The 22,204-nt window shown below is 73.4% G+C and carries 8 protein-coding genes; 4 read left to right on the top strand and 4 right to left on the bottom strand.

Features of this window, described 5'->3' with window-relative positions:
- Positions 1 to 14 precede the first annotated feature (14 nt).
- The 4 genes from SSPS47_RS32865 to SSPS47_RS32850 are packed head-to-tail and all read left to right on the top strand — an operon-like array spanning position 15 to position 4,841.
- Positions 15 to 773, top strand: a complete 759-nt coding sequence (locus SSPS47_RS32865) for a class I SAM-dependent methyltransferase (RefSeq protein WP_147874567.1) — start codon at positions 15 to 17, stop codon at positions 771 to 773.
- The gene (locus SSPS47_RS32860) at positions 770 to 2,512 is read left to right on the top strand and encodes an ABC transporter ATP-binding protein (RefSeq protein WP_147874568.1); all 1,743 of its coding nucleotides are present in this window, start codon (positions 770 to 772) and stop codon (positions 2,510 to 2,512) included. Before SSPS47_RS32865 ends, SSPS47_RS32860 begins: the two co-directional genes overlap by 4 nt.
- Complete coding sequence (locus tag SSPS47_RS32855; RefSeq protein ID WP_164254073.1) at positions 2,509 to 3,993, top strand: NAD(P)/FAD-dependent oxidoreductase; 1,485 nt, start codon at positions 2,509 to 2,511, stop codon at positions 3,991 to 3,993. The genes SSPS47_RS32860 and SSPS47_RS32855 overlap by 4 nt, the downstream gene beginning before the upstream one ends.
- Positions 3,990 to 4,841 (top strand): nuclear transport factor 2 family protein, encoded by an 852-nt coding sequence (locus tag SSPS47_RS32850; RefSeq protein ID WP_164254072.1) that lies wholly within the window; start codon positions 3,990 to 3,992, stop codon positions 4,839 to 4,841. Before SSPS47_RS32855 ends, SSPS47_RS32850 begins: the two co-directional genes overlap by 4 nt.
- Positions 4,842 to 4,932: 91 nt before the next feature.
- Here the strand turns inward: SSPS47_RS32850 and SSPS47_RS32845 are convergent, their stop codons facing one another.
- From SSPS47_RS32845 to SSPS47_RS32830, 4 genes are read right to left on the bottom strand one after another with little or no spacing between them, the layout of a single operon-like run.
- A complete protein-coding gene (locus SSPS47_RS32845; protein ID WP_164254071.1) occupies positions 4,933 to 5,154 on the bottom strand; it encodes an MbtH family protein in 222 nt (73 codons plus the stop codon).
- The gene (locus tag SSPS47_RS32840; protein WP_164254070.1) at positions 5,151 to 14,366 is read right to left on the bottom strand and encodes a non-ribosomal peptide synthetase; all 9,216 of its coding nucleotides are present in this window, start codon (positions 14,364 to 14,366) and stop codon (positions 5,151 to 5,153) included. Before SSPS47_RS32840 ends, SSPS47_RS32845 begins: the two co-directional genes overlap by 4 nt.
- Complete coding sequence (locus SSPS47_RS32835) at positions 14,363 to 21,283, bottom strand: non-ribosomal peptide synthetase (protein ID WP_164254069.1); 6,921 nt, start codon at positions 21,281 to 21,283, stop codon at positions 14,363 to 14,365. Before SSPS47_RS32835 ends, SSPS47_RS32840 begins: the two co-directional genes overlap by 4 nt.
- Positions 21,276 to 22,196, bottom strand: coding sequence for a 3-hydroxyacyl-CoA dehydrogenase family protein (locus SSPS47_RS32830; protein WP_239065159.1), 921 nt, complete (start codon positions 22,194 to 22,196; stop codon positions 21,276 to 21,278). The genes SSPS47_RS32835 and SSPS47_RS32830 overlap by 8 nt, the downstream gene beginning before the upstream one ends.
- Positions 22,197 to 22,204 lie beyond the last annotated feature (8 nt).

The following is a 22,204-nucleotide window of genomic DNA, read 5'->3' as shown; positions in this document are numbered from 1 at the left end:
GGATTGGAGCGCCCGTGACCATCGCGGACATAGGCTACGGCAAACAGTTCGAGAACTGGTACGACCGCATTTTCCCGAACGACGCCGCGACGCTGACCACCGTCGAGGCCCTCGCGGGACACCACCCGGACCCGGCCCTGGGCACCCTGGAACTCGGCGTCGGCACGGGGCGGATCGCCCTCCCGCTCTCGCGCCGGGTCGGCCCGGTCACCGGCGTGGACTCCTCACCGGAGATGCTCGCCGCTCTGGGGAAGAAGGCCGAGGAGGGCGACGACGTCACCGCGGAACTCGGTGACATCCGGACCTACAGCGGGGGCCGTCAGTACGGTCTGGTCTACTGCGTCTGCTCCACGCTGGCGCTGGTCCTGGACCCCGCGGAACAGCGGGAGGCCCTCGCCCGCGCCGCGGAACACCTGCTGCCGGGAGGCAGGTTGCTGGTCGAGACGCACAACCGGCCGGGGATCGTCGCCCAGCACGAAGGCCGGACGCGCACCACGATCTTCGCGCCCTACCCCGAACCGAACACGGGCCTGCAGATGCACGGCACGCTCTTCATGGAGAACACCATCTGGCAGGTGTCCACCGTGTGGTTCGAGTCGGACGGCACCCACCGCATCGGCACCGAGGTCGCGCGTCTGCTCATCCCCGAAGAGGTGGACGAGTACGCGCGGGCGGCCGGTCTGGTGCCCGAGGCCCACTACAGCGACTGGCAGGGGAACGCGTACGTCCCCGAGGCGGGCCTGTTCGTGGCGTCGTACACCAAGCCGGCATGAACCTCAGGGAGATAGTCCGCCGCCACCAGGCCCTGCTGATCATCGGCATCGGCATGGGCCTGGTCGGTGCCGCGGCCACGCTCGCCCAGCCCTGGATGCTGGGGCAGTTGATCGAAGCGGTCTCGCTGGACAAGTCGGTCGTCTGGCCCATCACCTTCATCGCCCTGTTCTTCATCACCGACGCGGCCATGAGCGCCGGACACACCTATGTGATCGGCCGGGCCGGGGAGAGCATCGTCTTCGACGCGCGCCGGATTCTCGGCGGCCGGCTGCTGCGCAGCCAGATACCGCACTTCGCGCGCCTGGAGCACGGCGACATCTTCTCGCGCACCGTGTCCGACACCTCCATCGCCTGTCTGGTCATCGCGCAGGCACTGGCGCAGATGGTCACGTCCGTCTTCATGCTGGTCGGCGGCATCGTCCTGATGGCCATGCTCGACTGGCTCCTGCTGCTCGCCACGATCGGCTGCCTCGGCCTGGCCAGCGTCGTCGCGCTGCTGCTGGCCCGTCAAGTACGCCTCGCCGCCCTGAAGAACCGGGAGAACGTCGGCGCGTTCGGCTCTGGCCTCCAGAGGGTCCTGGGGGCACTCACCACGGTGAAGGCGTCACGGGCCGAGGAGCGGGAGACCGAGGAGCTGGCGCGCCTGGCGGAGAAGGCCCGGCACAGCGGTATCCGTGTCACCGGCTTCAGCGCGCTGCTCACGCCCACGATGAACGTCGGCACCCAGCTCTCGCTGGCGGTCGTCATCTCCTGGGGCATGGCACGGGTGGCGACCGGGGACATGCCGCCGGCCGATCTCACCTCGTTCGTCATGTACCTGTTCTACCTGGTGTCGCCGCTGGTGATGCTCTTCATGTCGATCGGTCAGGCCCAGCAGGGGCGCGCGGCGGTCCAGCGCGTGCTGGAGCTGGGGGCCATCCCCCAGGAGGAAGAGGAGGACCGGCAGGACGGGGTCCCCACCGAGCGCAACGCGCGGGAGCAGGCCGCGACGGCGTCGGCCGCGGTCCGTTTCGACAAGGTCAGCTTCGGCTACCACGTGGATGTGCCGGTCCTCAAGGATGTCTCGTTCTCCCTGCCGCGCAAGGGACTTACTGCTATCGTCGGTCCCTCCGGCGCCGGCAAGACGACGACGTTCCAACTGATCGAGAGGTTCCTTTCTCCTGACAGCGGAACGATCCGGATCGCGGGCCGTGACATCGCCGGTCTCCGTCTCGGGGAGCTGCGGTCGCTGGTCGGCTATGTCGAACAGGACGCGCCGATGATGCGCGGCACGATCCGCGAGAACCTGACGTACGCGAATCCGTCGGCCGATGCCGCCGAGGTCGCCCGCGCGCTGCGGCTCGCCAGCCTCGACGGCTTCGTCGCCGAGCTGCCGCAGGGTCTCGACACGGATCTCGGCGAGCGCGGGTCCGGGCTGTCCGGCGGACAGCGTCAACGGCTCGCCATCGCCCGGACGTTGTTGCAGCGGCCGGATGTGATCCTGCTGGACGAGGTCACCGCTCATCTGGACAGCGACACCGAGGCCGCGCTGCGCGACGCGATGCTCGAAGCCGCCGGGGAGTGCGCCGTGCTGGCCATCGCCCACCGGCTGTCCACCATCGTGCGGGCGGACCGCATCATCGTGATGGAGGAGGGCCGGGTGCGCGCGACCGGCACCCATCGGGAGCTGATCGAGTCCGACGAGGTGTACCGACGGCTCGCCCACCAGCAGTTCGGCGCCGAGGACGCCCTGATATGACGGGCGCCGACGTAGCCGTGGTCGGCAGCGGCCCGAACGGACTGGCCGCTGCCGTCACCCTGGCGCGCGCCGGGCTGACCGTGCACGTCCACGAACAGGCCGCCACCATCGGTGGCGGCCTGCGCGGTGAGGCGTTGTTCGACTCCGGCGTGTGGCACGACGTCTGCGCGGCCGTCCACCCGATGGCCGCCGCCTCGTCCTTCTTCCGTGAGTTCGACCTCGCGGCCCGCGGCGTGGAGCTTCTCCAGCCGCCCATCTCCTACGCGCATCCGCTGGACGGCGGCGACGCCGCCTTCGCCTACCGCGACCTCGCGAGGACGGCCGAGCGCCTCGGTCCGGACGGGGAGACCTGGCGCCGTCTGATGGCACCGCTGGTGCGGCGCTCGTCGGCCGTCACCGATCTCCTCCTGTCCGGTCAGCGCTCCCTGCCGAGCGACATGGTCGCTCCGCTCGCGCTCGGCACCCGTGTGCTCGGAAACCTCCTGCGGACCAACGGCCTGCGCACCGAGGCGGCTCGGGCGCTGCTCACCGGCGTCGCGGCGCACGGCGTCGGCCGGTTGCCGAGCCTGCCCACCGCCGCCATCGCGATGCTGCTCGGGCATCTGGCCCACGCGAGCGGCTGGCCGCTGCCCCAGGGGGGAAGCCGCCGTATCGCGGAAGTCATGGCCGACGATCTCCGGGCGCACGGAGGCGTGCTCCACACCGGTCACCAGGTCACCGAGCTCGCGGAACTCGACGCCCGTGTGATCATGCTGGACACCACGCCGCACAGCCTGCTCGCGCTGGCCGGGGACCGGTTGCCCGCCCGCTACCGCCGGGCCCTGAGCCGCTTCCGGTACGGTCCGGGCGCCGCGAAGGCCGACTTCCTGATCGAGGGGCCGATTCCCTGGTCCAACCCCGAGATGGGGCAGGCCGGCACCGTACATCTGGGTGGCAGGCGTGCGGAGACCGTCGCCGCGGAGAACGCGGCGGTCCGGGGCGAGGCGAGCGAGGAACCATTCGTGCTGCTGGTCGACCCGGCGGTGACCGACCCCGGCCGCGCGTCGGGAGAGCGCCGCCCCGTGTGGGCCTACGCCCATGTGCCGAACGGCGACACCAGGGACCCGGTGCCGCTGATCACCCGTCGCATCGAGCGGTACGCGCCCGGCTTCGCCGACACCGTTCTCGCCGCGCGCGGGGTGACGGCGGCCGACTACGAGTCGTACAACCCGAACTATCCCGGTGGCGACATCGGCGCGGGGGCGCTCACTCTCCGGCAGTCCCTCCTGCGGCCGACGCCCGCGTGGAACCCCTACCGCACCCCGCTGCAAGGGGTGTATCTGTGCTCCGCCTCGACACCACCCGGACCCAGCGTGCACGGCATGTGCGGCCATCTCGCCGCACTCGCCGCGCTCAGACGTGAGTTCGGCATCACCGCGGTTCCTCATCTGGGGCCCCACGGCGGAGCAAGGACCGCCGAGAAGATCAGGAGAGAATCATGAGCACAGCCCATCCCCCCACCGCCGCCGAGGACTTCGCCGGCTACCTCCGCGCGTACCACGCCGACGCCTTCGACGGCACCGACCCCATCGACGAAGTCTGGTCGCGCTACCACCTGCCCGACGGGGATCACCAGGTCAACGGCCGGCAGCTGGACCGGAAGAAGATCCTCGACGGCATCCGCTCCAGGCGTTCCCTGGGCGCCTCGTACGAGCTGTACATCCACGAGGTGATCGTGGAGGGACGCACCGCCGCCGCTCGGTACACGATCGGCACACCCATGCTGTGGAAGGTGCAGAGCGCGACGCACGTGACGCTCTTCGCCGACTTGGCGCAGGACGGGCGGGTGGCGAGCACCACCGGTTTCTCCTCCAGCCGGCCCGGCTGGTCCGGGCCGGGTGGCGAGGACCCCTTCGACGCGGCGGCCCGCCCCGCACCGGGTTCCACCGTCGCCCCGCCGCCCGCGGCCGGGGCCGAGCCCACGCCCGCCCAGGACCCCGCGCACTATCTGCGGGCGTACTACACCGCGGGCTACGACCCGGGGGTGTCCGTGGCCGAGGCCCACGACCATTTCCACACCCCGGACGCGCAGCACCACGTCGGGGGCAAGCTGATGCAGCGCTCCGCCGTGCTCAGGGCACTTGAGGAAGGGCGCAAGCACGGCCACAGCTACCCCGTGGAGGTGCACCGGTCGCTGCGCGAGGGCAACCGGTTCGCGGCCCGGTACAGCACCAGCCGGGACGGGAAGCCGTCACGGTCCCAGGAGATCCTGGCCTTCGGGGAGTTCGCGGACGACGGGCGCGTGAAGCTGGTCCGTTTCGTGCTCGACCCGGGCTACGGCGCGGCGTAGAGGCCCCGCCCGGTCGCGGAGATACACCCGGAGGGACACCACGGCGCGGTACACCGGCGCCGTGGTGTCCCTCTTGTCGGTGGGTTCCCTGTCAGTGGGTGGTCGAGCCGTCCGTCGCCGCGATGAGGCTCTTCGGACGCAGATCGGTCCAGGTGGACTCGATGTGCGTCAGGCAGGCGGCGCGGCCGGCGGGACCGAAGGTGGGTGTCCAGCCTGCCGGGACGTCGGCGAACCGGGGCCAGAGGGAGTGCTGTCCCTCGTCGTTGACCAGCACCAGAAAGATCCCACTCTCGTCGTCGAACGGGTTGGTCATGGTGTTTCCTCTCGGTATCGGTCGTCTTCGCCAAATTCCGCGCGCAGGAGATCGGCGACCGGCAGCCCCGGCCGCGCGGCGATGGCGTCCAGCAGACGCGTCAGTTCCCGCAGGAGGCCGGGGGCGGCTCCGGGTGCCAGTGCGCCGGGACGGTGGTCGAGGCGCAGACTCAGGGATTCACCGGCGGCGAACGCGACCAGGGTCAGCGGGTAGTGGGTGGCGTCCCGGCCCTCCACCCCGCCCACCCGTAGCCCCGAGACCGGTCGGGCCAGCGCGACCTGGTCCAGCGGGTAGTTCTCGACCACCAGATGGGTGTCGAACAACTCCCGTCGTCCCAGGGCGCGCTGGATCTCACTCAGTCCGATGTGGTGGTGCGGCAGCAGCCGTGTCTGCTCGTCCCGCAGGCGGCGCAAGGTCTCGCCCACGGTGTGCGCGGTGTCGAGACGCAGCCGCACCGGCACGGTGTTGATGAACAGGCCGATCATCGACTCCATACCGGGAAGCTCGGGCTGGCGGCCCGCGACGGTCGTGCCGAACACCACGTCCCGGGTGCCGGCGCGGCGGGCCAGCAGCACACCCCAGGCCATCTGGACAACGGTGTTGAGGGTGATCCCCTCGCTTCCCAGGCCGCGCAGCGCCCTGGTCGTGGTGTCCGCGAGTGTCGCGCTCAGCGTCTCGGCGCGCTCGACCGCCTCGGGAACGGTACGGGTGAGCCGCCGTGGTTCACCCAGGCCGGCGAGGGCGGTCCGCCAGGCCTCGCGGGCGGCGGCCCTGTCACGGGTCGCCAGCAACGCCAGATGGTCCCGGTAGGGGGTGACCGGGTCCAGCGCGTCCGGGTCGCCTCCGTGGGCGTAGAGGTCGAGCAACTCCCCCACGAGCACCGGCAACGACCAGCCGTCGATCACCAGGTGATGGTTGGTCAGGACGAGGCGGTGCTCGTCGGGTCCCCACCGGACGAGGGTGAAGCGGATCAGCGGCGGGCGGTCGAGGTCGAAGCGGCGGGCCAGATCGGCGCGGGCCAGCCGGTCGAAGACCCGGTCGCGGCGCCCGTCGGCCACGCCCGTGAGGTCGATCTCCCGCCATCCGGGCGCGGGAGAGCCGGGAATGACCTGGACCGGGCGGCGCAGGCCCTGGTGGACGAAGGCGGCGCCCAGGTTGGGGTGGCGCGTCAGCAGGGCAGTCGCCGCGGCCCGCAGGACGTCCGGCTTCAGGGCGCCGTGCAGTCGGACCGCGCACTGCGCCTGGTAGACGTCCGGAGCGCTCGGCTCGTACAGGGCGTGGAAGAGCAGCCCCTCCTGGAGCGGGGTGAGCGGGAGTACGTCCGCCAGCTTCGGATACGACTCCTCCAGCCGGTCGATCTCCGTCTGGTCGACCCGGACGAGTGGCATGTCGGAAGGGCTTCGGCCGCCGCCGCGGACTCTGGCGTGCAGGACGAGGGAGTCGAGGGCGGCGAACCACAGTTCGGTGAGCATCCGGACCTCGGCCTCGGTGAACTGACCGGCCGACCAGCTCAGCGTGGCGGTGAGCCGGGGCCCCGAGGCGCCGTCCGTCGTCAGTGCGTTGATGTCGAGGAGGTGCGCGCCCAGCCGGTCGGTGGCCGCGGCCGGCTCGGCGCGTGGGCCGGCCTGCTCCTCTGCGACGCCCCAGTCGGCGACATGGGTCGTGGCGAGGCGGCCCAGATAGTTGAAGCCGAGCTGAGGAGTGGCTCCCCCGGCGAGTTCGCGCCGGGCGACCGGGTCGAGGTGACGCAGGACGCCGTACCCGACACCGCGGTCCGGGACGCTCCGCAGGACCTCCTTGACCTGCTTGAGCGCGCTGCCGAGGGCGGGCCCCACGCTCCATACGTCGGTCCAGGAGCAGCCGGTGCGGGGCAGCCTGACGGGGTACAGGGCCGTCAGCCACCCCACGGTCCTGGACACGTCGGCCGCGCCGGCCTCCGGCGGGTCGGGGCGGCCGTGGGACTCCAGGTCCAGCAGCAGGCCGTCCGGTCCGGGCGCCCGGCCCCGGCGACGGCACCACTCCTCGACGGCGAGCGTCAGGCCGGTGAGCAGTACGGGCTCCACGCCGCAGTGGAAGGCCGCGCCGACCTCGGTGAGCAGGGGCAGGGTCCGGCCGGGCGGCAGGGTGACGGTCAACTCGCGCGGCGGGTGGTCACCGGTGGACGGCAGCGGCTCGGCGAGCGGCGGGTCCGGGGCCTCCACCGTCCGGGTCCACAACGGAAGTTCGGCGCGCCTGGTCCCGTCCGCCCCCTGCTCCGCGAGGAGGCGTGCCCAGGCCCCGAACTGCGCCGGCGGCGCGAGGGCATCGGGCGGGTTCCCCGCGGCGAGGGCGCGGTCGACCGCGGCCAGTTCGGACAGCAGGATCCGCCAGGAGACTCCGTCGACGGCCAGATGGTGGACGGCGAGCAGCAGACGGCCGCTCCGCTCGGGGCCCCGGTCGAGGAACTCGGCAGCCAGCAGACGGCCGGCGGTGGGATCGAGACGGCGGTGCGCCTCGTCCAGGGAGTCCGCGAGCAGATCGGGGAGCCGGCCGTCGGCCGCGGTGACGCGGCGGCGCACCTGACCGTCCACGCGGACCTGTCCGGCCGGCGCCACGTCGAGCCGCCATGCCTCCCCGGTGGTGTCGAGGCGCATACGCAGGGCGGCGTGCCGGTCGACGAGGCTCTGGAGGACGGTGGTGAGCCGGTCCGCGGACAGCCCGGCCGGGGTACGGATCACCATGTGCTGGCTGAACGTCCGGATGTCACCGGCCTGTTCGCGCCACCAGTGAATGATGGGCGTCAGCGGCAGAGGGCCCTCGCCGCCGTCCGGGTCCGCGCCGGCGGGGCGTGCCTCGGGTTCCGCGGCCTCGGCGCGGGCGGCGAGCCCGGCGACGGTGGGTGCGCGGAAGACGTCGTTCACGGTGATCCTCAGACCGGCCTCGTGGGCGCGGCTGACGAGCTGGATGGCGACGATGCTGTCGCCGCCCGAGTCGAAGAAGCCGTCGGTAAGGCCGATCGCCGGGGTCCGGAGCAGTTGGGCGAAGATGTCGCGCAGGATGTCTTCCCGCTCGCCGCGGGGGTGTCCGGGGCCGGGGTCGCCGGATCGTGCCTCGGCGGGTGGGGCGGGCGGGCCGGCCGCCCGGTCGGGCGCGGGCAGGGCGGCGCGGTCCAGCTTGCCGTTGCGGGTGAGCGGCATCGTGTCGAGTACCGCCCACGCGGCGGGGACCATGTAGTCGGGGAGTGTCTCGGCGAGGTGCCGGCGCAGTGACGCCAGGTCGGGCGTCGTCCCCTCGGCGGGCACCACGTAGGCGGCCAGGTGCTTCCCGCCGGGTCCGCCCTCGCTCATCGTCACGGCGGCCTGGGCCACGTCGTCGTGGGCGACGAGCGCGGCCGCGATCTCGTCGGTCTCGATGCGAAATCCCCGCAGTTTGACCTGTCCGTCGGCCCGGCCGGCGAACGCGAGGGTGCCGTCCCGCAGCCAGCGAGCCAGGTCGCCCGTCCGGTACATGCGTGCGCCGGGCGGGCCGAAGGGGTCGGCGACGAAGCGTTCGGCGGTCGGTCCGGGTCGGCCGAGGTAGCCGCGGGCGACACCGGTGCCGGCGAGGTACAGCTCCCCCGTCACCCCGGCGGGTACGGGCTGGAGGCCGGTGTCCAGTACGTAGCTCCGGCCGCCGTCCAGCGGGCGGCCGATCGGGATGCCCCGCCGGCCCGCCGTGTCGGCGAGGTCCGCGTCCGTGACCTGGTGCCAGGTGGCGCAGGTCGTCATCTCGGCCGGGCCGTAGCCGTTGACGATGCCGGTGTCGGGGCAGTGCCGCCGCACCGTACGGACGGCGCGGGCGGAGACGACGTCACCGCCGGTCCACACGACGTCGAGGCCGCTCAGGCAGGCCGGGTCCTCCTCGGCGACCAGTTGGAAGAGTCCGGCGGTCAGCCACAGGCTGGTGGGCCGGGTCTCGGTGATCAGTCGGCGCAGGGTCAGCAGGTCCAGTTCGCCCGGTGGGGCGACGACGGTCTCGCCGCCGTTCAGCAGTGGCACCCACAGTTCCATCGTCGAGGCGTCGAAGGAGTGCGGGGAGTGCATCACCATGCGCCGGGCGGTGGTGGGTTCGTAGCAGGCGTCGGCGCCGAGGGCGAGGATGCCTCCGTGGGTGATGGAGACGCCCTTGGGGACTCCGGTGGACCCGGAGGTGAAGATGACGCAGGCCAACCGGAGCGGATCGGTGGGCACGCCCGGCGACGCGGTACCGGGCGGGGGCGGCGCGGTGAGGGCTGCGGAGGCGTCGAGGACCGTCGTCGCCCCCTCGGGCCGCTCCCCGGGCGGGAGTTCGGGACCGACGACCAGCACGGTGGCTCCGGCCTCGGCGATGACGCGCGTCTGCCGCGCACGGGGCGCCCGGGTGTCGAGCGGTACGTAGACGCCGCCGCTCTTGAGGACGGCGAGCGCGGTGACGGCGTACAGGACGCCGCGTTCCATGAGCACGGCGACGCGGGCCTCGGGGCCCACGCCGGCGGCGGTGAGGTGGGCGGCCAGCCGGTCGGAACGGGCCTCCAGTTCCGCGTAGGTGAGGCTCTCGGTGTCCGCGCGCAGTGCCACGGCGTCCGGCGCGCGGCGCGTGTGCTCGGCGATCCGCTCGGGGACGCTCCGGGCGGCCTCGACGGCCGGGCGGGGCCTGGCCGGGGTCGCGCCCCACCGGTGCAGCACCTCGTGGCGTTCGGCCGGGTCGAGCAGGTCGGCCCGGCCGACGGGGGTGTCGGGGCCGTCGGCCATCTGTATGAGCAGCCGGACCAGGCGTTCGCCCAGCGCGCGGGCCGTCTCCGGCGCGAACAGGCCGGTGCGGTATTCGAGTACGCCCTCCAGCCCCTGGGCGGCGCCCTGTTCGTCGCGGTGCTCGTACAGGCTGAAGGCGAGATCGCACTTGGCGGTGCCGGTGCCGACCATGGTGACCTCGGCGCGCAGGCCGGGCAGGTCGAGCCGTCCGGGGGGTGGCGGTGTCACCACCAGCATCACCTGGAAGAGGGGCGGACCGTTCTCGGGACGGTGCGGGGCCAGCGCCTCCACGACGTGCTCGAACGGCACGTCCTGGTGGGCGAAGGCCGCGAGGTCGGCCGTGCGGACGCGGCCGAGCAGATCCCGGAAGGTGGGGTCCCCCGAGGTGTCGGTGCGCAGGACGAGCGTGTTGACGAAGAAGCCGACCAGTGCGTCGAGACGTGGATCGGGCCGGTCGGCGACCGCGGTGGCGACCGGGATGTCGGTTCCGGCGCCGAGGCGGGTGAGGAGTACGGCGAGCGCGGTGTGGACGACCATGAACATGCTCGCGCGTTCGGCGGTGGCGAGCCGGACGAGACGTCGGTGCGTTTCGGCGGGGACCCGGAAGGCGACGGTGGCTCCGTCGTCCGTCGTCGGCGCGGTGTGGTCTGCGGGAAGGGCGATGCGGGACGGCAGGCCGTCCAGCGCGCGGACCCAGTGGGCGAGCCCGCCTTCCCTGTCGGCGGACGGGTCTTCCGCGGTGAAGGAGTCCGTGTGGCGGGCGAGCGCGAAGTCGGCGTACTGACGGGGCAGTGGTGGCAGCCCGGTGGGGGGAGCTCCGCGCAGCCGCGCGGTGTAGGCGGTTTCGAGATCGGCTGCGAACGGGGCGAGGGACGCGTGGTCGCAGGCGATGTGGTGCAGCAGGAGCAACAGCGTGTGCGATTCGCCCGGATCGGTGGTGAACAGCTCGGCCCTCAGCGGGGGTTCGAGGTCGAGGCGGAAGGCGCGCCGCGCGCCCCGGGACAGCAGGGCGGGCAGTTCGCCCGCGGTGGTGGCCGTCTCGACGAGGCGGGGGCGACCCGACTCGGGCGGCAGGACGCGCTGATGGGGCCGGCCGTCCTCCTCCTCGATGACGGTGCGCAGGATTTCGTGCCGGTCGGTCACGTCGCCCAGTGCGGCCGCGAGGGCGGCGCGGTCCAGTGACCCGGTCAGCCGCACCGTCAGGGGCACGTTGTAGGTCACGTCCGCACCGGTGTGGCGGTGCAGGAACCACAGACGTCGCTGCCCGTGGGACAGGGGGATGCGGTCCGGGCGGCCGGCCGGTGACTGCGCCGTTTCCCGCAGCGGGGCGCACCGGGCCACGTGGGCGGCCAGGGCGGTGACGGTGGGATGGTCGAAGATGTCGCGGACGTCGAGGTCGGCGTGGTGGGCGGTACGGATACGGGCGGCCAGCCGGGCGGCGCGCAGGCTGTCGCCGCCGAGGTCGAAGAAGTCGCCGTCCCGGCGGACCGGGGCCGCTCCGAGGAGTTCGGAGAACAGCGCGGCCACGTCCTCTTCGAGCGGCGTGGCGAACACCGGGAGGTCCCGGCCGCCCGTCTCGGGCCCGTCCGGCGTGAGTTCGCCGGGCGCGGGCAGCGCGGCGCGGTCGAGTTTGCCGTTCGCCGTCATCGGCAGAGCGCCGACGCGTACCAGTTCGGACGGCACGAGATGGGCGGGCAGGCGCGCGCGCAGCCCGCGGCGCAGCCGGTCCGGGAAGTCCGGCGCGGGGTGGGTGTGGCGCGCGACGACGTAGCCGACCAGGCGTGGTTCCCCGTCCGCGGGGGCGGGGACGGCGGTGACGGCGGCGGCGGTCACGCCGTCCAGGGTCAGCAGCGCCGCCTCGATCTCGGCGGGCTCGACGCGGTAGCCGCGGATCTTCAACTGGTCGTCCGCGCGCGCCATGTACTGGAGGGTGCCGTCCGTCGTCCACCGGACCAGGTCGCCGGACCGGTAGAGGCGCGAGCCGGGCGGGCCGAAGGGGTCGGCGACGAAGCGCCCCGCGGTGAGTCCCGGCCGTCCGAGGTAACCGTGGGCGAGGCCCCGGCCGCCGACGTACAGCTCGCCGGTGACACCCGGCGGTACGGGGCGCAGGCTGTCGTCCAGCACATGGATGCGGGTTCCGGGGATCGCGGCGCCGATCGGGCTCCCGCCCTGTTCGGCGTGGTCGGCGGTCAGGTCGACGCGGGTGGCGTGGACGGTGGTCTCGGTGATGCCGTACATGTTGACGAGGGTGGGGGAGGCGGTGTCCGGCCCGCGGCGCCGGTACCAGTCGCGCAGGGTTCGCGGCAGCAGCGCGTCCCCTCCGAATATCACCCACCGCAGGGCCAGTGCGCGGCCCCGCTCCGGGTCCTCGGCGTCGGCGCGGTCGAGGGCGGCGAACGCGGAGGGGGTCTGGTTCAGCACGGTGACACGCTCGCGGACCAGGAGGCCGAGGAAGGCCCTGGGCGAGCGGGCCACGTCCTGCGGGACGACGACGAGGCGCCCGCCGTGCGTCAGCGCGCCCCACAACTCCCATACGGAGAAGTCGAAGGCGCAGGAGTGGAGGAGCGTCCACACGTCGCTCGTTCCGAAACCGAAGCGCGCGGCGGTGTCCGTCAGCAGCGCCACGGGTCCTTCGTGCGGCACGACGACGCCCTTGGGGCGGCCCGTCGATCCCGAGGTGTGGATGACATAGGCGGGGTGCGCCGGCAGCAGCGGGGTCCCGCGCCCGGCGTCGGTGAGCCTCGTGGCGTCGTCCGTGACGGAGAGCAGGACGGTCAACTCGCCGGGCGTCAGCACCTGGACCGGGCGGGTGCCGGCGAGGATCAGCCGGATCCGTTCGGCCGGCCAGTCCGGGTCGAGGGGCACCGCGGCGGCCCCGGACTTGGCCACCGCGACAAGCGCGGTCACCAGGTCGACGGAGCGCGGGAGCTGTACGGCGACCAGCTGTCCCGGTCCCGCCCCGCGCCGGACCAGGGCCCGCGCCAGCCGGTTGGCGCGGGCGTCGAGTTCGCGGTAGCACAGGACGGTGTCGCTGTCCTGGACCGCCACCGCGTCGGGAAAGCGGGACGCGGCACGCTCGAAGAGCTGTGGGAGCGTCGTCGGGGCGGTGGCCGACGGGGCGTCCGGCCGGGGCGCCGAGCGGCGGCGTTCACCCGCGGACAGGTGGGCGCTGTCGCGCAGGTCGCCTTCCGGGTCGGTGGCCAGCCGGTGCAGCAGCCTGGCGTAGCGGCGGGCCTCGGCCGCCGCCTCGGCGCGGCCGTACCGGGCGGGGTCGGCGTCCAGATCGATGCGCAGCCCGCCGCGCCGGTCGTCCGGGTACACGGTGACGGAGAGGTCCTGGACCGGCCCGATGGCGACATTGCGCATCGCCGCGGGGCGGCCGGCGAAGTCGCGGCCGTAGCTGAACGTCAGTACGTTCACCGCCAGGCCGTACAGCGAACCACCGGAGCCGGTCAGGCCGAGGTCGTGCAGCTGGTCCTCGTAGCGGTACCGCCCGTGGGGCAGCACGGCGTCCATCTCGTCGGACAGCGCGCGCACCAGGTCGCCGGCCGGCCGGTGCGTGTGGACCCGGGTGCGGAGCGGCAGGATGTTCGACGCGGTGCCGGCGGCCAGCAGGGACGCTTCCCGGTCGCGTCCCGTGACCGGCAGACCCAGCACCACTTCCCCGGTGCCGCCCGCGCCGGTACGTACGTGTGCGAGCAGCGCTCCGGCGGCCGTCGCCAGCACCGGCCACCGCACACCGAGCCGCCGGGCGGTGGCGCGCAGTTCGGCAAGGCCGGCGGCGGGCAGGCGGGCGCCGCCGCGCACCGCCAGGCCGCCGGCCGTGCCGGGGTGGCGGACCGGGGCGGCCCCGGCCAGCCGGGTCTTCCAGAAATCGCGGTCCGCGGGCGCCTGGGACGAGGCGCGGTAGGCGCGTTCCGCGGTCAGCAGCGCCTCCGGCGGGTGCACGGCGGGCGTCGGCCGCTCCCCGCGCTCCAGGGCCGCGTAGAGCCGGCCGACCCGGCGCGCCAGCAGGGCGCTGCCGAGGCCGTCGAGCACCAGGTGGTGGCAGGCGATGTACCAGCAGAACCGGTCGTCGGCCAGGCGCAGCAGCGCGGTCCGGAACGGCGGACCCGTGCCGAGGTCGAACGGCCGGGCCACATCCGCGCGCATCCATGCCATGGCGGCGACGGCCGGGGTCGGCTCGGCCCGCAGGTCGGCGTGGGTCACGGTCCACTGCGGCGACGGCCCGTCCCACTGGCCCGGTTCGCCGTCGTCGTCGACCGTGAACCGGGCCCGCAGCGGCGCGGTCTCGGCGACGGCCGCCCCGAAGGCCCTCTCGAACAGTTCCGGATCCAGCGGCCCCATGATGTCCATGGACAGACCCACGTGGTAGCGCCCCGGACCCGCGAGCCGGTCGCCCAGCCAGATGCCGCGCTGGGCCGAGGTCAGGGGCACCGGACCGGAGCTGCCCGGCAGGGTCACCCGGTCACCTCCGACCCGGTGGGCCGGCCGCGCAGCGCGGGGGCGAGCATCTCGGCGATCTCCGCCAGCGGGCCGGGCCGGCCCATCTCCGCGTGCGGGCACTCCACGGCACGCACGTCCGGCTTTCCGCCGTCGACGTAGGGCTCCCACTGACGCGCGGCGTCGTCGGCGGAGGTTTCGAGGGCCGTGAAGACCAGCAGGTCACCGGTGTAACGGGACGGTGTGTGGTCGTGGGAGAGAACGGCGTTGTTGGTGTAGACGCGGCAGAGCGTCTCGATCATCGCCTCGTCGAACGTCGCGAGCAGACCGGGGTAGGCGCGGCTGATCTCCAGGAACCGCGGATAGGTCATCTCCTCGTCGGCCCAGATGGCGGGGTCGTAACCGAAGAACTGGAGGATCGTGCGCATCACGTGGTCCGGACCGAACCGCAGCGGTGTGCCCGTGCCGTCGTCCCCGTCGCCTGCCTGGTTCGCCTTCGCGGTGTCGCTCCCGCCGCCCGCGTCGTCCTGGCCGGTGCTGTCGACCGTCGCGGGGGTGGCGGGTATCGAGTCGAGTACGGCCAGCAGCCCGATCTCCTCCCCCGCCCGCTGGAGCTGTACGGCCATCTCGTGCGCGACGATGCCGCCGAACGACCATCCGAGCAGGTGGTACGGACCGGCCGGCTGGACGGTGCGCAGCTGGGCCACGTAGTCCGCCGCCATCTCGGCGACCGATCCCGGCAGTACCTGTGATCCGTCCAGACCCCGTGCCTGCAGACCGTACAGCGGCTGATCGCTGCCGAGCGGTCCGCTGAGCCCGGCGTATGACCAGGCGATCCCGGCCGCGGGGTGCACACAGAACAGCGGCGGGCGACCGCCCTCCTCACGCAGCGGCAGGAGCACACCGGTGCCCCCGCCGAGTGCGGACGGGCCGGGCTCCGGGAGCGCCGCGACCGGGACGTCCGCGGCCCCGTCCACGAGCAGGTCGGCGGAGCGGAGTTCGCCCAGGACGCTGTGCGGCGCGTGCGCGCTGCGGGTCAGCAGGGCGACGAACCGCTCGACCAGGCCTTCCGCGCGGTCCGGGTCGATGAGGTGGGGGTGGTACTCGATCTGGAGGCTCAGGACGTCGTCGCGGTGGCTGAGGACCACGCCCAGCGGGTAGTGCTGCCGGTCCTCACCGGAGGCACGGATGAGTTCCAGGTCCGGCGCGGGGCGGCGCAACGACTCCCCGTCGAACGGGTAGTTGGCGAAGGACATCATCGTGTCGAACATGTCGCCGCTGTCGGTGATGCGGCGGATGTCGGTCAGGCTGATGTGCTGGTACGGCAGGAGCTTGGCCTGTTCGTTCTGGACCCGTACGAAGAGGGAACCGAGCGACTCGGCCGGGTCGAGCCGCACCCGGGTGGGCACGGTGTTGATGAACAGTCCCACCATCGACTCCACCCCGGGCAGTTCGGCGGGCCGGCCGGAGACCACGGAGCCGAACACGACGTCCTGACGGCCCGTCTCCTCGGCGAGGAGGATGGCCCAGCAGGTCTGGAGCACGGTCGCGAGCGTCACGCCGTGCCGCCGGCCGGTGCCCACGAGCGCTCCGGTGACGTCCTCGCCCAGCGAGGTCCGCAGGTGCCGTGACGGTACGGGTTCGCCGGGCTGCCGGTTCCCGATCCTGGTGGGGGTGAAGCCGGTCAGCGCGGTGCGCCAGGCGGCCTCGGCCGCCTCGCCGTCCACGCGCGAGAGCCAGTTGGCGTACTCACGGAACGGCGTGCCGGTGGGCAGCGCGTGCGGCGTCCCGGTGACCCGTGCCCGGTAGAGGGCGAAGAGTTCACCGATGATGATCGGCAGCGACCAGCCGTCGAGCAGGATGTGGTGCGTGGAGAGCACCAGCCGCCGGCGCTCGGCGCCGAGGTCGACCAGCAGGAGCCGCAGCAGTGGCGGACGGGCCGGCTCGAAGGGCCGGGCCCGCTCGTTCTCCAGGAGGCGTTCGACCTCGCGCTCGCGTTCCTCCTCCAAGAGGCCGCTCAGGTCGACCTCCTGCCAGGGCACGTCCATGCCGGGGCGGAAGACCTGGACGGGGTGCGGGAGCCCGGTGTGGACGAAAGCCGCACCCAGGTTGCGGTGACGGTCCAGGAGGGCGCGGAAGGCGTCCCGCATGGCCGTGGTGTCCAGTGTCCCTTCCAGTTCCAGCCAGAACTGGATGGTGTAGAGGGAGTGCGACACGTCGGCGGGGTCGCCGGCGTCGGGGGTGTTCATCGAGCCGAGGAGCAGGTGGTAGAGCATGCCCTGCTGAAGGGAGGAGAGCGGCAGTATCTCGTCCAGACCGGGGTGGTCGCTCTCCAGCCGCTCGATCGCCCGCTGGTCGAGCCGGACCAGCGGGAAGTCGGACGGGGTACGGCCGCCGGCGCCCGGTTCGGCCGCGTGGGCGGCCAGGGCGTCCAGCGACTCGAACCAGTGGTCGACGAGTTCGTCGACCCGCTCGTCGTCCACGGCTCCCTCGGCCCAGGAGAACGCGATGCGCAGCGCGGTGCCGTCCGCGGTGTCCTCGGTGAGGGCGTTGACGGACAGCGGGTGGTCCAGCGGCATCCCGGCGTCGGCGCCCGCGGTCATGCCCGTCTCGGGAGCGGGTGACCAGTCCTGTTCCCCGCCCTCGGAGGGGAGGAGGAAACGGCCGAAGTAGTTGAAGCCGATGTGCCTGGGCTCGGCGGTGGCCAGCCGGGGCCCGGTCTCCGGGTTGAGGTAGCGGAGCATGCCGAAGCCGATGCCCTTGTCCGGGATGGCGCGGAGCTGTTCCTTCACCCCGCGCAGGGCACGGCCGAGGTCGCCGCCGGAAGGCACCGTCCCGCCGGAGAGCGGGACGCCGGGGGCGATGCGCACCGGATACATGCTGGTGAACCAGCCGATGGTGCGCGACAGGTCGGCGCCGGGCACCACGGGTTCGCGGCCGTGACCCTCGACGTCGATCACCACGTCCTCGGTGGTGCCCATGCACCGCTGCACGGCCAGCGCGAGCGCCGTGAGCAGTACGTCGTTGATCTCGCAGTGGAAGGCCGCCGGGATGGTCGTGAACAGGTGCCGGGCCCGCTCGGCGCCGTAGACGACCGTCCGGGAGCGGGCCGTACCGGTGGTGTCGCGGGCGGGGTCCAGGGGGCGCCGGGCGAAGCGGGGACCCGGTACGGCCAGCATCCGCTCCCACAGGGGCAGTTCGGCCTGCCGCTCCGGGGTACGCGCCTGCTCCTGGAGCGCGCGGCTCCAGTGGCGCAGGGACGTCTCGACCGGACGCGTGCCGGGAGTGCGTCCCGCCGCGACGTCCTCGTACGCGCCGACGAGGTCGGGCACCACGACGCGCCAGGACACACCGTCGCAGGCCAGGTGGTTGGCCATGAACAGCAGCCGGCCGGGTGTGTCAGGTCCGGCGTCGAACCAGACCACCCGCACCATATGGCCGTCCTGCACGTCGAGTTCGCTCTGCGCCCGCGCGGTCTCGCGGGACAGCACGCGCAGAAGGGCGTCACCGGAGAGGTTCTCGGCGGGTACGCGGCGTACGCAGTCGCCGGCCGGGACGCTGCCGACCGGCCGGACTTCCAGGGACCAGCCCGGTGCCGAGCGGTCCAGGCGCAGCCGGAACGCGTCGTGGTGGTCGATCAGCGACTGGACGGCCGAGGTCAGCGGGGACTCGCGCAGGCCGCCGGGGACCCGGAGCAGCACGGCCTGGTGGAAGCCGTCGACGGGGCCGCCCTGGTCACGCAGCCAGTGCATGATCGGGGTGAGGGGCACGTCGCCGACGGCCGCCGCGGAGCCGCCGGTGGTCTGCCGGCCGGTCTCCCGCGCGATCCGGGCGAGGGCCTGGACGTTCTTGTACTCGAAGATGTCCTGCGGGATGAGGACGAGGCCCGACTGGCGCAGATGGCTGACCAGTTGGATGGACATGATGCTGTCGCCGCCGAGGTCGAAGAAGCTCTTGTCGCGCGGTACGTCGGACTCGCGCAGCACTTCCGCGAAGGCGGCGGCGACCAGGTCCTCCCGGGAGGCGGGAGCCTCGCGCACCGGCTCCGGCTCGGCGACGGGTACGGGGACGGCCGGGGGCACGACCACGGCCGGGGGCGCCGGGACGGCCGCCGGCGCGGCGAGCGGAGCGGGGTCCGTCTCGCGGGCGAGCTTGCCGTTGGGGGTGCGGGGAAGGGCGTCGGTGAGCCGGAGTTCGGCCGGGACCAGATGTGCCGGAAGACGTTCGGCGAGCCAGGCGCGCAGCTCCTGCGGCGCGGGCCGCGCTGAGTCGTCGGAGGGGACCAGGTGGGCGATCAGCCGGGCGTCGCCCGCGTGGTCGGTGCGTACGACGGCCATCGCCTCGGCGACTTCGGGGTGGCGGGCCAGGGTGGCCTCCACCTCTCCGGGCTCCACCCGGAAGCCGTTGATCTTCACCTGCTCGTCAACGCGCCCGAGGAAGTCGAGCTGCCCGTCGGAGCGCCGGCGGACCGTGTCCCCCGTGCGGTACATCCGGGTGCCCGGAGGACCGAAGGGGTCCGCCGGGAAGCGTTCGGCGGTCAGCCCAGGACGGCCCAGGTAGCCGCGGGCCAGCCCGTCGCCCGCCAGGTACAACTCCCCCGTCGCGCCCTCCTCGACCGGCTTCAGGGCGTCGTCGAGCACATAGGCGCGGACGTGGCGCAGAGGCCGGCCGATGGGCGGCGCGTCCGTGACCGGGTCGCCGCCGGCCCGCCACGCGGTGGCGTAGACGGTGGCCTCGGTCGGCCCGTAGGCGTTGAACAGCCGGGTGCCGGGCATCGTCCGGACCACCCGGTCGGCGAGGCCGGCGGGCAGCGCTTCGCCTCCCAGGGCCAGTGCGCGGGCCGACAGATCGAGGCTCGTACGGTCCAGCAGCTTGCCGAGCGCCGAGGGAATCGCGCAGACGAGACCGCCGGACCACCGGGGCGGTTCGTCGTCCAGCAGCGACAGCAGGTTCCGTACGACCTCGACCGTGCCGCCGGTGGCCAGCGGCGGGAACACCTCGGCCACGGACACGTCGAAGCTGAACGAGGTGGCGGCGAGACTGTGCGCGAGCGCGTCGGCGCCGAGCTCCTCCTGCGCCCACGCGAGCAGGGGCAGTACATTGCGGTGTGTCACGACGACGCCCTTGGGGGCGCCGGTGGATCCGGAGGTGTAGATGACGTACGCCGGGTGACCGGGCGTCAGTGGGGCGACGCGTTCGCCGTCGGTGATGTCGTGCGACGCGGCGGACGTCAGTTCCGCCCGAACCGGTTCGTCGTCCAGGACGACCACCGGGCCGGTGGGTGTCCCGAGGCCCCGGTCGGCGTGGACGGTGTCGGTGAGCAGGCAGGACGGCCGGGCGTCGCCGACCACGAAGCGCAGACGCTCGTCGGGGTAGGCCGGGTCCAGCGGCAGATAGGCGGCGCCGGACTTCAGGACCGCCAGCATCGCCACGAGCATGTCGGTGGTGCGTGGCAGCAGCAGGCCGACCAGCCGCTCGGGACCCGCGCCGCGGCTGATGAGCAGCCGGGCCAGCCTGTTGGCCCGCTCGTGGAGCTGGCGGTAGGTCAGCTGTCCGGTCCGGTCGCGTACGGCGACGGCGTCCGGGTGGCGTCGCGCGGCCGCGTCCAGCACCGACGTGAGCGTGTCCTGGTCCGTCCGCCCCGTGGCGGCCGGTGCCGGGGTGACCGCGTCGGACCGCTCCCCGGCGGTCGGCGTGTCCAGCGCCGCCAGGGGGTGGCCCGGTGCGGAGACCGCCGCGGTCAGGAGTGTGCTGAGCTGCCGGGCGTGTGCGTCCGGCCCGGTCCGGGAGTCGTGGCCGGCCGGCCCCAGGACGTTCACACGCAGGGTCCGGCCGTCCGGGTCCTCGTCCAGCAGGAACCTCGGAGCGGTGGAGGGACGGCCGGCCAGGGGGCGGGCGACCGCCCGGTGGTCACCGAAGCGCAGGGCGGGCGCCGCTTCCCGTACGTCCGCGATCGCGTCGTACAGCCTCTCGGAGGTACCGGTCGCGTCGAGCGCGCGGCAGACCTCGGTGTGCCGGAACCGCTGGTGGCGCCGGACCCGGCGCGATTCGCGGGCCACCTGTCGGACGAGGTCGGCGAAGGGTGTGTCCGGCGTGACGTCGAGGCGGAGCGCGGCGATGTCCTCGGCGGCGCCGGGCACGCGCTGGAGGGCGCGCTCGAAACGGCCGTCCACGGGCAGTCCGAGAACCACGTCGGTGGCGCCGGTGGTCCGGTAGAGGTGGGCGGCGACGGCGGCGATCAGGACCGCTCGCGGGTGGGCTCCGCAGTAACGGGCCGCGGCGCGCACCGATTCCGGGTCCGGGCTCTGCCCCGGGAGACCCGTCGGCACCTGTACGGGCCCGAGGGCGGCGGCGGGCCCACAGGGCGTCAGGCCGGCGAGGCGTTCCCGCCAGAAGGCGGCGTCCGCCTCGGGCGCCGTTGAGGCCCGGTAGGCGGCCTCGGCCTCGGTGAGCCGTGCGAGGGGCGGGAGCGCGCCATCGGTGGCGGGCCGGCCCGTCACGAGCGAGGTGTAGACCTCGGCGGCGCGGCGGCTGACGAGGGCGCAGCCGTACGAGTCGAGGGCTCGCCGGGGGTGCCGGTGGAACCAGGTGAACCTGTCGTCCGCGAGCCGGATCAGGGCCTGCGAGGAGCGTGAGGTGTCCCGGCCCGGCGCCGTCTCCCCCCGCAGCCAGGCGTCGAGGGCGGCGGCCGGGTCCGGCTCGTCGGCCAGGTCCACCATGGTCAGCGGAACGCTCCCGCCGTCGGTGAACTCCGCGCGGCCGTCGGTGCCGTTGGCGCCGTGGTCGCCGCCGCCCGCACGCAGACGCACGGCTTCCGCCTCACCGGTCACCTGGCGTATCGCGTCCTGGAGAAGGGTCACGTCCACCGGGCCGTGGATGTCCACGGCCTCCGCGACGAGGTCGGCGTCGGGTGTCCATGTGCTGCCGTGATCAGACATGGCTGTCAGCTCCTGCGGGCCGCGGATCGATGGACTGGGGCGACGGGTAGGTATGGAAGCCGCGGCCGGCCTTTCTGCCGACGCTTCCGTCGGCGACCAGCTTCGACAGCAGCGGCGTCGGCCGGAACCGGTCGTCACCGGTGAACTCTCGCAGCACGGCCAGCGTGTCGACGACGGTGTCGAGGCCGATCAGGTCGGCGGTGCGCAGCGGTCCCGTGGCGTGCCCGAAGCAGTCCTTGAAGACCCGGTCCACGGTGTCCGCGTCGGCGGTGCCCGCCTCCACGACGGCGGACGCCTCGTTGACCGTCAGCATCAGTACGCGGTTGCTGACGAACCCCGGGCCGTCGCCGACCACGATCGCCTTCTTGCCGAGGCCGGCCAGGACGTCCAGGGTCCGGCGTACGGTCTCCGCGCCGGTGGACGTGGCGGTGGCGACCTCGACGGTGTCCTTGAGCGGCGCCGGGTTCATGAAGTGGGTGCCGATGACGTTCGCGGGGCGTTCGGTGAAGGAGCCCAGGTGGGCGATGGGAATCGCGGAGGTGCACGAGGCGAACACCGCGTCGGCGGGGCACGTGCGGTCCAGGGCGCGGAAGATCTCCGCCTTGAGCGGGATCCGTTCCGGGGCGCAGTCCACCACGAAGAGGGCGTCGGACAGGGCGGCCGTGTCCGCCGCCCAGCTCACGCGCTCCTCGGCGGGGCCGGGGTCCTGCCGGCGCAGCAGCCGTGCGGCGCGGATCCCGGCGCGCAGCCGCTCCGGCCCGCTCGCGCGGGCCGCCGGGTCCGGATCGACCACCACGACGGGATGGCCGGCCGCCGCGAAGCACTGGGCGACTCCGGCGCCCATGGTGCCCGCTCCGACGACGCCCACCGCAATCCCGGCCGTGTTCGGCTCACTGTCCTTGCTCTCGACCACGCGTGTGG

Source organism: Streptomyces sp. S4.7 (assembly GCF_010384365.1).
Lineage (GTDB): Bacteria > Actinomycetota > Actinomycetes > Streptomycetales > Streptomycetaceae > Streptomyces.
The sequence above is the reverse complement of the archived record's forward strand: the minus strand, read 5'-3'. Positions and strand labels throughout refer to the sequence as shown.